This window comes from Nocardiopsis nanhaiensis, assembly GCF_054778635.1.
Genome location: NZ_BAAGZJ010000003.1, coordinates 151762 through 162713, shown reverse-complemented (window position 1 = coordinate 162713; position 10952 = coordinate 151762). Strand labels below are relative to the sequence as shown.

Annotated in this window: 7 protein-coding genes, 1 tRNA gene and 1 riboswitch; of the genes, 6 read left to right on the top strand and 2 right to left on the bottom strand. The window is 70.9% G+C overall.

All coding sequences use genetic code 11. The annotated features are described in order from the left end of the window. Nucleotides 1–773: 773 nt before the first annotated feature. The 6 genes from ACYVD1_RS02580 (at nucleotide 774) to ACYVD1_RS02555 (ending at nucleotide 7976) form a co-directional block, all read left to right on the top strand. Nucleotides 774–2663: a hypothetical protein gene (locus tag ACYVD1_RS02580; RefSeq protein WP_460767376.1), complete on the top strand. Its 1890-nt coding sequence runs from the start codon at nucleotides 774–776 to the stop codon at nucleotides 2661–2663. Next, nucleotides 2663–4534 (top strand): hypothetical protein, encoded by a 1872-nt coding sequence (locus ACYVD1_RS02575; protein ID WP_460767373.1) that lies wholly within the window; start codon nucleotides 2663–2665, stop codon nucleotides 4532–4534. Before ACYVD1_RS02580 ends, ACYVD1_RS02575 begins: the two co-directional genes overlap by 1 nt. A gap of 45 nt (nucleotides 4535–4579) precedes the next feature. Beyond that, nucleotides 4580–4653 (top strand) — tRNA-Pro (locus ACYVD1_RS02570). A 154-nt stretch (nucleotides 4654–4807) separates the two neighbouring features. After that, nucleotides 4808–4990, top strand: a riboswitch (cobalamin riboswitch). Nucleotides 4991–5134: 144 nt separating this feature from the next. Then, complete coding sequence (locus ACYVD1_RS02565; protein ID WP_460767369.1) at nucleotides 5135–6082, top strand: ABC transporter substrate-binding protein; 948 nt, start codon at nucleotides 5135–5137, stop codon at nucleotides 6080–6082. 71 nt (nucleotides 6083–6153) lie between these two features. Next, nucleotides 6154–7179, top strand: a complete 1026-nt coding sequence (locus ACYVD1_RS02560; protein ID WP_460767364.1) for a FecCD family ABC transporter permease — start codon at nucleotides 6154–6156, stop codon at nucleotides 7177–7179. Beyond that, entirely contained in the window at nucleotides 7179–7976 is a 798-nt protein-coding gene (locus ACYVD1_RS02555) for an ABC transporter ATP-binding protein (RefSeq protein WP_460767361.1), read from the top strand. Before ACYVD1_RS02560 ends, ACYVD1_RS02555 begins: the two co-directional genes overlap by 1 nt. A 73-nt stretch (nucleotides 7977–8049) precedes the next feature. Here ACYVD1_RS02555 and ACYVD1_RS02550 read toward each other — a convergent pair whose 3' ends face one another. Then, the gene (locus tag ACYVD1_RS02550; protein ID WP_460767358.1) at nucleotides 8050–9258 is read right to left on the bottom strand and encodes an ABC transporter ATP-binding protein; all 1209 of its coding nucleotides are present in this window, start codon (nucleotides 9256–9258) and stop codon (nucleotides 8050–8052) included. Between the two features lie 26 nt (nucleotides 9259–9284). Next, nucleotides 9285–10946, bottom strand: a complete 1662-nt coding sequence (locus tag ACYVD1_RS02545; RefSeq protein WP_460767355.1) for an ABC transporter permease — start codon at nucleotides 10944–10946, stop codon at nucleotides 9285–9287. Nucleotides 10947–10952: the final 6 nt, after the last annotated feature.

Here is a 10952-nt window from a genome sequence, read left to right as displayed (position 1 = left end):
GTCACCCTCGTTTTTGACTCCAACTGGGGGGTTCACCACACACCGGTACCACTCGAGACCGCCCCGGTGTTTCGCGCTGCCCACCGTGACCGGCCGCGACACCCGACTCGTCAACGCTCCGGCGCAGGGGCAGGCATCGGCCGCCAGGCCGTGCTGTTCGGGGTTCGCCGCACGCCTTGACCGGCCGCGACACCCGACCCGTCAATGCTCCGGCGTAGGGGTAGGCATCGGCCGCCAGGCCGAGGGGGGTTGCCCGGCCGGAGGCCGGGGCCGCTCAGGCCTCGACCACCCGTCCCCCATTCCCGATAGCCGCCAACCCGCCGTCGGAGCGGAGCGGGTCAAGGTGGAGCGCCGTTGACGCGCGAAGCGCTCGATGGCGACGACCTTGAGGCGCGCAGCGGAGACGGCCACAATCGGGCGGCGGGAAAGGAGGGAACCCTAAACCGGAGCGGGCATCCCCAGCCAAAGACGGCAATCCGCAGCACCCTGGTACAGCGGCGCCCTGGTACACCTGCACCCTGGTACACCTGCACCCTGGTACACCTGCACCCTGGTACACCTGCACCCTCATATAACCACCCGCTGCCCTGATCCCGTCCTCCCGGGGCGGCCCCACCGGGACCGCGGGTCTCCACCCCACCGGGACCGCGGGTCTCCACCCCACCGGGACCGCGGGTCTCCACCCCGCAGGCGGCGGGGTTGGGAGCCACTGCTAACTTTTCGTGGCGAAGCGTGGCCTTGGGGTCACAAGGTCACGAACTGGGTGGTGCGGGTTGGCGCGAGAGCGTCGCACGGAAAGTGTTCTGGCATGGGTCGGAGCGGGCGCGGTCGCGGGGGCACTGCTCTTGGCGTTGGTCACCGTGGGCCTGCACGGCACGGACCGGGACGATGGGTTGTTCGCGACCGCCGGTTGGGGCTGGGTCTGGGCCTGTCTGATCGGCGGGTTCACCCTGATGCAGGGGGTGCGCTGGAAGCGCGAGCACGCCGACGACGCCATGGAGCTGGAGAGCGGCTGGGATTACGTGGTCTCCCTTGCTCTTGTGGCGGCCCTCGTGTGGCTCATCGCGGGCCACGGCGCGCTCCTGGGAGCGGACGCGGGCGGGCTCGGCGGTCTCGCACCGAGTGAGCTCCGCATGGGGATTGTTGTCTGCGCGACCGCTCTCGGTCTACTGCTCATGCTCACCGTCGTGCGCCGCCCCCTCTTCCACCCCCGGACCCGCTCCCTGCCCTCCTTCGGCGCGGGCGCGCTGGCCGTGGTCCTGGTCGGGGTGACCGCTCCGGTGCTTGCCGGGATCGCCGACGACTCCGACGACCTCCAGGTCCGGCACACCGTGGCCGAGGACCCGACCGAGACCGCAGCGGTACCGGACCGGGTGCGGGAGGCCGGTTGGCGGTGGGAGCCGGAGGGCCCCGGGACCATCGACCGGATCGTACGAGGAGCACACGGGCCGTTGGTGGTGCTCAGAGAGGGTGTGGTTTCCCTGGACGGGACCGACGGCACGGAGGTCTGGTCGTACCGGCGGCCCGTGTCGGAGGAGCCGGTCAGCGTCTGGGTCGGCAACGGCCAGGTGTACGTCACCCACATGCCGCAGGAGGATCCCGACCCCGACTCCGATTCCTACTCCGATTCCGACTCCGGCGGGGACGATTCCGACGGGGACAGCGACGAAGAACCGCGCGTCACCGAGGTGTTCGACCTGACCACCGGGGAGCCGCTCACCGAGTACACCAGGGCTCCGAACGAGGGATCGGACGAAGGCGGAGACGTACGGGGGTGGTCGGACGGCCTACGAGTCCGGATCCACCACGACGAGCGCGCACTGCCCTGGGGGATGAGCGCCTGGAACGCCGAGTCCGGTGAGGAACTGTGGTTTCAGGGATTTGCCTCCGAGGAGGGAAGCGCCTGCGAGGGCAGGTCGCCCCGGGTGTTCGCGGACACGGTCGTGTACGCCGTCGTCTGCGTCGACGAGGACGACCTCGCCGGGCCGGAGCCGTACTCGCAGTACATCAACCTTGATCAGGACGTCCCCTCGGAGTTCAGGATCGTGTCCGTGGACCTGCGCACCGGGCAGGAGCGGTGGAGTTACGAGCGCGACGACTGGGCGGAGGCGTTCATCCCCGGCCGTCCGCGAGTGGCGCCGGGCGAGGGAGAAGGTGACGAGGCCCTCGTCGTGCTGCGCCATTGGCGGGATGCGCCCGGTCTCCTGCTGGATCCGGACACCGGAGAGGAACTCCTGCACCTCAGCGAGGAGCTGCTCGAGGGCGAGGAAGACCTCAAGATGGAACGCGTGCTGGAGGCCGACGCCGACGGGGCGACCGTGCTCTACCGCAGAGGCCTTGGGGGAGCCGAGATCCACCACGTCGACATGGACGGGAACCGCACCGAACTGGTCGGGGCGGGCGGTGCCTGGGGCAACCGTGACTCACGGACCCACGTTGTGCTGGCGGATCAGATTCTGCAGTACCACAGCCACTACTCGGGGTACGAGGAACGGGCTCAGATTCTGGTGTCCTCCCCCGGAGAGCGGCTCGGCACCGGGCTGGACAACCGGATCGCCTTGGTGGAGCAGAAACCCGTGGAACAGCTGGTGGCCGTCCCCGGCGGGGTCGCCGCCCTGACGGGCGGCCGGTTGGACGCGCACGTGGAAGGGCTGGTGCCGTGATGCGGCGCATCCGTGAGATCAGTGCGGACACCCTTTGGCGGCTGCTCGCCTGGGGCGGCACCGGCGCCGTCCTCGGCGGCACTCTGGTGATCGCGTCCGCCCTGCTGCTGAGTCCCGCAGAGTGGCCCGGGGCGACGCTGCTCCACTGGGGGCTGTGCGGCGCGGTGGCGCTGCTCGCCGCGGTCTGGGTACTGAAGGGCGGCGAGCAGCGGCCCGTGGACGAGTACGACCCCAACCCAGGCGAGGGCTCGGGCCCGATCCGGGCGGCCGCCGCCCTGGTGCTGTTCCTGGCGTTCCACGTGGCCCTGCGGGAATTCCCTGGTGCTCGGGGTGAGACCGGGGTCCCGGACGAGCCCGAAGTGCGGGTGGCCGGGGAGGAAGCGGTCCTGCCCGACGTCCTGGTCGACTTCGCGTCGATCTCCGACCTCTGGTTCATGGGCGCGCTGGCACTGCTGGTGGGTGCCGGGGCGCTCGCCGTGGGCGGACGCCCCGAACCCCTGCGGCCCGCCGCGGGGTGGCCCCGCCGCCAGGCCGTTCTGGCCGGGCTGCTCCCGGTCGTGGTGCTGACGGCGTTCGCCACCCCCACCGTGCTCGAACGGGACCCGGTCGTGCACACCCTCGCCGGGCCGCGCACCGCTGCCGGACCGAGCACCGCCGCCGAACCCTTCAGCCAGGCCGATGCGGCAGCCCTGGAGGACGGGGACGACGCGGCCTGGGCGTGGGAGCACCCCGAAGAGGGTTCGGCTGGCGGGGCCGAGGTGGTCGCCACGGGCTACGGTGCGCTGGTTGTCGGCGGCCAAGGGGTGTGGGCCCTGGACAGCCGGGACGGTACCGAGCGCTGGCGGTTCCAGCCGGTCGGCGAGGTCCTGTGGGCCGACGCCAGCTTCGACGGTGAGCGGGTCGCGGTGCTGTACGAGGACGCCGAGCGGGAGGAACACTTGCAGAGGTCGCTGGCCGTTCTGGAGGCCGGTACGGGGAAGCTGGTCGGGGACCACCGGATCCACCGGAAAGTGGACGACGTGCTCCTGACCACCACCACGTTCGTGCAAGTGGAAGAAGGCGTCCTCTCGGTCCGGGCGCACGAGCAGGAGGGGACGGAGGACGAGGCCCGGTACGCACCTGAGACGGACTGCCGACAGGTCGGTGCCCCGGTCCTCGCGGGCCCCAGGATCCTGGTCGCCGAGGAGTGCACGCCGGACCCCGAGGACCGGGAGGGCGACGACGACCGGGAGCACGAAGTGCGGCTCCTGCACGAGGACGGCAGACCGTACGGCGGCCACGACGTACCCGGCCCGGTGGAGGAGGTGGCGGCGGCCCCGGACGGCTGGGCCACGGTGGTCCGCTACGGCGGCGACGATCCCGGCGTGCTGGCCTTCCAGAGCAGGGACGGCGACGTGATCGCCGAGGACCTGCCCGCCGGTACGGTCCCCCTCCGGGGAGAACGGTTGCTGTACACCGAGCCCGAAGGGACCGACGACGCCGACCGGGTCGAGTACCGCCTGGCGCAACCGCAGGTCGCTGTGCCCAGGGGGGAGGTCGCCGATCCCGAAGTACTGGAGAGCCTCGTGTTCACCGACGAGCGCCCCGACCCGGACAGCGTCACGGCGGGCTCCGAAGTGTTCGCGGCGGTCCACGCGGGTGACGAGGAGCCGACCGCCCTGCTCGTTGCCGAGTGGGGATCCGGCCCCGTCACGATCCCGCTCGACACGGCAGCCGAGGGCCTGTCCCCGGACGGGTCCCCCTTCGGTGTGGCGCTTGCCCCGGACACGGTCGTGGTCTCCGGCCTCTCCGCCGGTGACCGTGCCCACATCGTCGGTGTGGGCACGGTCCCAGGGGCTGACCTGGTTCGGACCGCCCCCGGAATGCGGTAAGGTTTTACCTGTTGGCGGGGCCGGAAACGGTCGTCGCGCAGCGGACGGGACGTAGCGCAGTTTGGTAGCGCACTTGACTGGGGGTCAAGGGGTCGTGGGTTCAAATCCCGCCGTCCCGACAGAGGAATAGCAGGTCATTGAGGGGCTCGTCTTCAGGCGGGCCCCTTTCTGCGTCTTCGGCGTGGTGGAAGCGGGGTTGAACCGGCGCCGGTGGGCGTTGAGCGCGGGTGCAGCAAGGGAGCACCCCCCGAAAATGTGTACCCGTGCTGGTGATAAAGTCCACGCCGTCGTGGTGTTCGGGAAGCCGGTGTAAGACCGGTGCGGCCCTCGCCACTGTGATCGGGAAGGTCATGCGCTCCCGCGAGCGGGGTCACTGGACCACAGGGTGGTCTGGGAAGACGCCGCGTGACTGTTCGACCCGTCAGCCAGGAGACCGGCCACGGCGTGTCCGATCCATCCACGAGGTGTGGAAAGGCGGCCCTGGCCTTGTTTGCCGTGCCTTCTGTCCGTCCCCCTTCTGTCCGCCCCCCTATCGTGCGAGGCACCGGTCATCGGTTTCCCCGCCGTGCGCCCGCGGTACTGTCCGCCGCGGCACTTCTGTTGGCTGGCTGCGCAAGCGCCGAATCCGACTCCTCGTCCGCGGCCTCCGACGGCATCGGCGTCGAGAACTGCGGCATGGAAGTCGAGTTCGACGCCCCGCCGGAGCGCATCTTCGCCATGAACCTGACCTCGATCGAGAACCTGATCGAGCTGGGCGTCGAGGACCGCATCGTCGGCGCCGTCGGCGACCTGGACCGCATGCGCGAGGACTTGCAGCCCCAGGCCGAGGACATCGACGTCCTCGATCCCGGCGGGGAAGACTACCCGAGCTCCGAAGCGATCCTGGAGACCGAACCGGACTTCATCTACTCGGTCTATCCGAGCGCGTTCCGGGAGGACGGAGGGGTCGCCAGCCGCGAGGAACTGCACGACCTCGGCGTCCAGAGCTACCTCTCGCCCGGTCGTTGCCCCGACCGCGACGACGAGCAGCCGCTGGAGTTCGACGAGATCTGGACGGAACTGCGCGAGGTCGGCACGCTGCTCGGCGCCGAGGAACGAGCCGAAGAGATCGCCGCCGAACAGGAAGAGACCCTCACCGCGGTCCGCGCCGACCTGCCGGACGATGTCGGGGACCTCGATGTCTTCTGGTGGGACATGGGCACCGGCGACGGCCCGACCGCCGGCGGCTGTTGCGGCGCCCCCGGCATGATCCTGCGCGAACTCGGCGTGAACAATGCCTTCGACGACCTTCCCGACCACTGGTCCAGTACCAGCTGGGAGCAGGTCGTCGAGCGGGACCCCGACCTCGTCGTCGTCGCCGACTTCGGCGGGGACGACGTCGACGACAAGCTCTCCTTCGTCGAGGACGACTCGACCCTGCGTGAGCTGCGGGCGTTCCGTGAGGACGCGGTCGTCGTGCTGCCGTTCTCGCAGACCACCCCGGGGCTGCAGAACGTCACCGCCATCGAGGAGATCGGCGCGTACCTCGCCGACGGTACCGTCCAGTGAGACTCGCCCCCCGCCAAAAGACCCAGCGGTCCACGGCCGCGCCACCCGGTAGAGGCCGGTCGCTGGGCGTCATGTTCCCGGTCGCCTTCGTACTGCTGACGGTGTCGATCGGCGTCTCGGCCACCATCGGACAGAGCGACCTGTCGGTCCGCGAGGTGTGGACCGTCGCGACCGACCGGCTCGGCCTGGCCTGGTTGCGTATCGACATGCTCGGGCTGTACGGCGTCGACGGCGTCACCGACCTTCGCGCGAACCTCGTGTGGGAGATGCGTCTGCCGCGCGTGCTCGCGGCGGCGCTGGTCGGCGGCGGCCTCGCGATCGTCGGTGCCGTGATGCAGACCCTGACGCGCAACCCGATGGCCGACCCCTACCTGCTCGGTATCTCCTCGGGCGCGTCACTCGGGGCGGTCGCGGTGATCGTCGCCGGACTGAGCATCGGTAGCCTCGGCGTGGCCGGCGGCGCGTTCGTCGGCGCGCTGGGCGCGTTCACGCTCGTGTTGGCCCTCGGGCAGCGGTCCGGTCGGCTCACGCCCACGCGCATGATCCTCGCCGGGGTCGCCGTGGGGGCCTTCGCCTCCGCTGTGACCTCCTTCCTGATCATCTGGGTCGCCGACCCGCACGCCACCCAGGAAGCGCAGTTCTGGCTGTCGGGGTCGTTGGCCGCGGCGCGGCTGCCGACCGTGTACACCATGGCGCTGGCCGTGCTGATCGGGCTGCTGGTCTTCGGTGTCGCTGCCCGGCAGTTGAACGCGTTCGCGTTCGGCGAGGACACCGCCACCAGCCTCGGCATCAACGTCCAGCGGAGCCGGTGGGTGCTGTTGGTCGTATGCGCCCTCGTGACCGGCGTGCTGGTGGCCGGCTCCGGGACCATTGGGTTCGTGGGGCTGCTGATCCCGCACGCTGTGCGGGCGCTGGTCGGCCCGGACCACCGGCTGGTACTGCCGCTCTCGGCCCTCGTCGGCGCTACGTTCCTCATCTGGGTCGACGTTGTCGCCCGTGTCGCGTTCGATCCGAGGGAACTGCCTGTCGGCATCATGACCGCGATGCTGGGCGTACCGGTGTTCCTGTGGATTCTGAGACGCAAGGTAGATCGCTGATGACCCACCTCGCTTACGGCGAATCGCTCACGGCCGCCGACGTTTCCTGGTCGGTCGACGGCAAGCACATTCTCGCGGATGTCGACGTGGAGGTCCCCACCGGGAGTTTCACCGGACTCCTCGGTCCGAACGGGTCGGGCAAGTCGACCCTGTTGCGCGGGCTCGCGCGACTGGGGGAGCTCGACGAAGGTGTCATCCACATCGGCTCCGACAACGTGCACAGACTGCCGCGCCGCGCCCTGGCCCGCCGCCTGGCGCTCGTGGAGCAGCGTTCCGACACCGACATCGACCTCAGTGTGCTGGACGTGGTCCTCCTCGGCCGCACCCCCTACCGCGCCGCCCTGCAAGCGGACTCGGCCACAGACGTGGCCATCGCGATGCACCAGCTCGAACGGGTCGACCTCGTGCCCCTCGCTCACCGTCGCTGGCACACGCTCTCCGGCGGCGAACAGCAGCGCGTCCATCTCGCGCGGGCCATGACGCAGGAACCGTCTCTGCTGGTACTCGACGAACCGACGAACCACCTCGACGTCGGTCACGCCCTCCAGCTGTTGGCGATGGTGGAGCACTCCGGTCTGACGGTGCTGGCGGCGCTGCACGACCTGAACCTGGCCGCGGCGTTCTGCGACCACCTCGTCGTGCTGCACCAGGGACGGGTCGCGGCCTCGGGGGTCCCCGAGGAGGTGCTCACCGCGGACCTGATGGCCGAGGTCTACGGTGTCGAAGCGGACGTCGCCACGCACCCGAGAACCGGGCGTCCACACCTGTGGTTCCACCCGCCGACCATCCCGCACTGAGGCGCGCCGGGCCCACCCGCGGGAGCGGCCGGTGGACACTCACCGCACCCCTGACCACGGAGGCCGATGACGACTACAACGAACCCTGCGCCAGGGAGGGGTGGCGACCGGAGGGCACCGCCTCCGAGCGGCTCCGAGGCACGGCCATGAGGGCTGACGGCGGTGCTGCCCGGCTCCGCCACTCCGCTACGGCGTTGCCGCCGACGAGGGAGGCGGGGCCGTCGATGTCGACGCGCACGTGAGAGCCGGGGCGCAGCGGGGTCGCCCCGTGGGTCCGGGCCCGCAGGCGGCCGGCGTTGCTCAGGACGGCGCTTCCCGCCCGGTCGAGGGGTTCCAGCAGCAGGGCCGCGTCGTGGCCGTAGAAGTGGACGTCGGTGACGACCGCGTTGGCCCGTTCACCCGCATTCTCGGTGGCTGGCCGCACCCGCACCTGTTCCGGCCGGAGGATCGCCACCGGCGGGTGGGAGCCCTTCGCGGTACCGGTACTGTCCGTGCTGGCGGCCCCGTCGGTCCAGTCCAGCTCGACACCACAGCACCGGAGCCCCCCGGAGGCGGGGGCGTCCAGCACGATCACGTCGCCGAGGAGGAGCGCGACGTCGAGGTCGGCCGGACGGGCGTAGACGTCCCTCGGTGCGCCGACCTGCGCGATCTTCCCGTCCCGGAGAACCGCGACCAGGTCGGCCATGCTCATCGCTTCGGCCTGGTCGTGGGTGACCAGCAGGGCGGTCGTCCCCGAAACCCTGAGGACGCGCACGACGTCTTCCCGCAGCTCGGTGCGCAGGCCCGCGTCGAGTGAGCTGAACGGTTCGTCGAGCAGGATGAACCGGGGCTGCGGCGCCAGCGCCCGCGCCAGTGCGACCCGCTGCTGCTGGCCGCCGGAGAGCTCTTGGGGCATCCGGCGGCCGAAGCCGCTCAGCCCCACCAGTTCGAGCATCTCCTCGACGCGGTCCCGGGAGCCCCGTTTCGACTCCAGACCGAACGCCACGTTGCCGGCCACGGAGAAGTGCGGGAAGAGGGCGCCTTCCTGCGGCAGGATGCCGACCCCCCGCCGATTCGGTTGGACGTGGTCCCGCGGGCCCGCCACGACGCGCTCGCCGATCCGGACCCGGCCGCGCAGTGGTTGGTGGAATCCGGCGATGGTGCGCAGCAGGGTCGTCTTGCCGCATCCCGAAGGCCCCAGGACCGCGGCGATCGACCCGCTGGGCACGGTGAGGTCCACTCCGTCGAGGACGGGCGGGCCGCCGTAACCGGCCCGGATCCCTCGAAGCTCCACGTCCGTCATCAGTTCTCACCTTCCGACCCGGGGGGTCACCGTGTTCGAGGGTTCGTGCCGATCAGCGTGGCCAGCCGCGCAGCGGTCCTGCGTTCCTTGTTGGTCCGCTCGATGACGGCGAAGCCCAGGACCAGCGCGGGGATCATCGCGATCAGGATGAGCGCCAAGGCGTAGGGGGCGGCCGCCCCGTACAGCATGCGGTTGGTCAGGGCCCACATCTGGGTGGCGAGGGTGTCGTCGCCGGTCGGCCGCAGGAGCAGGGTCGCGGGCAGCTCCTTCGCCGCGGTGAGGAACACCAGTGCCACGCCAGCCGCGATCCCCGGTGTGGCGAGCGGCAGCGTCACCCGGGCATGGGTGACGGCGCTGCCCTTCCCGAGTGAGCGGGATACCTCCTCCAAGCGCGGAGGCGCAGCCGCCACCCCGGCCCGGACCCCCGCGATCGCCAGCGGCAGGAACAGCACGCCGTAGGCGAGGATCAGCAGCGGGGTCTCCTGGTACCACCCCGGTACCAGCCGGATGCCGACGAAGACGAAGGCCAGCCCGATCGTGATGCCGGGCAGGGCGTAGCCGATGTAGCTGATCGACTCCAGGAAGCGCGCGAACCGTCCGTCGTGCCGAGCAGCCAGGAGCGCGACAGGGAAGGCCAGTACCACCGCTGCCAGGGCGCCCATCGCGGAGAACGCGAGGGTATTCACGGTGGCGTCCACCAGCCGGTCCGGGTGGAACCCGCGGGAGTTGCCGGCGACGAACCATCCCGCCACGGTGGCGACCGGTACGCCGATGGCGGCGACCAGGAGGGCGACCGACGCGAGGAAGGCGGGCCATCTGGCGCGGCCTAGCGGGACGACCGGAGGGCGCCCCATCACGCCCGTGCCGACCCGTACCTGGCCGAAGCGGGCCGCCCGGCCCCGCGCCCGCCGTTCGGCGATCATGATGACCGCAGCCACCAGCACCAGTACGCACGCGAAGATCGCCGCCGGGGTGCGGTCGAACCCCGACCGGTAGCTCACGAAGATGTTGATCGTGAGGGTCTCGTACCGCATCAGCGAAGGGGCGGCGAAATCCGCCAGCGTGTAGAGCGTCACCAGCAGTCCTCCGGCCAGCACGGCGGGGCGCACCCCCCGCACGGTCACCAGGAAGAAGGTGCGCACGGCGCCCTTGCCCAGCGACCTCGCGACCTCCTCGGTGGCCAGGTCGCCGCTGCGCAGGGCCGCCATCACCGGCAGCATGACGTACGGGTAGGTCCCGAGCGTCAGCACCAGGAAAACTCCGGTGAAGCCCGCGATCTCCGGCCAGATGGAGATCCAGGCGGGGGCGGCGACCAGGGTCGGGGTCGCCAGCGGCAGCGCGAAGAGCACGCCCATCGTGCGGCGGAACGGCAGGTCGCTGCGGGCGATCAGCCAGGCGCAGGCGACCCCGATCACCAGGCACGCGACCGTCACCGTGCCGGCGAGCAGCCCCGTGCGCCACAACAGCTCGGCGGTCCGTTCCGAGACCACGTGGTCCACCGCGAGTCCGAAGCCGCGTTCGAACGCGCGCAGCACCAGGTAGACGAGCGGAACCAGGACGAAGGCGGCGACCGCGACCGACGCCGCCGCCAGGACCGGTGCCCGCCGGAGGAGCCCGGTCCTCAGGGCGACGACCCGCCTGGGCGCTGCCCTCCGAGGCGGGTCGTCGTGTTCGGCTCGCTGCAACATGGCGCC